This window comes from Gluconobacter sp. P1D12_c, from assembly GCF_018812105.1.
GTDB lineage: Bacteria > Pseudomonadota > Alphaproteobacteria > Acetobacterales > Acetobacteraceae > Gluconobacter > Gluconobacter oxydans_A.
Genome location: NZ_JACSIQ010000683.1, coordinates 1 through 395, shown reverse-complemented (window position 1 = coordinate 395; position 395 = coordinate 1). Strand labels below are relative to the sequence as shown.

Annotated in this window: 1 protein-coding gene; it reads left to right on the top strand. The window is 57.9% G+C overall.

Annotated features, from left to right (window positions below):
• Nucleotides 1–72 precede the first annotated feature (72 nt).
• Nucleotides 73–395 (top strand): IS5 family transposase (locus KP705_RS18730; RefSeq protein WP_215765393.1); only part of this gene is annotated, 323 nt, incomplete at its 3' end.

Genomic DNA, 395 nt, shown 5'->3' with positions numbered 1-395 from the left:
AAAAGGTCTATACACTCATCCTGAGATCTGATTCACTGGTTGCTTCAACGCAGACGGTACGGTGGAGCGGGCATGGCACGAGGTGATCTGACGGATCAGGAATGGGCGATAATTGGTCCGCTTCTGCCGCCTGAGCGCGGACGTTGGGCTCGACCAGCTGGAGACAACCGCCTGTTTCTCAATGGTATGCTGCATGTTCTGCGCACAGGCTGTCCGTGGCGGGACATGCATGAGCGCTACGGCAAATGGAACTCGGTCTATGTCCGGTTCCGGCGTTGGGCTGAGCAGGGGGTGTGGGATGCTCTGCTGCAAACCCTGATAGACCTCGACCTGACCGATAACTGGCAGCATATGGKCGACAGTACCGTAGTCCGTGCCCATTCACAGGCTACGGG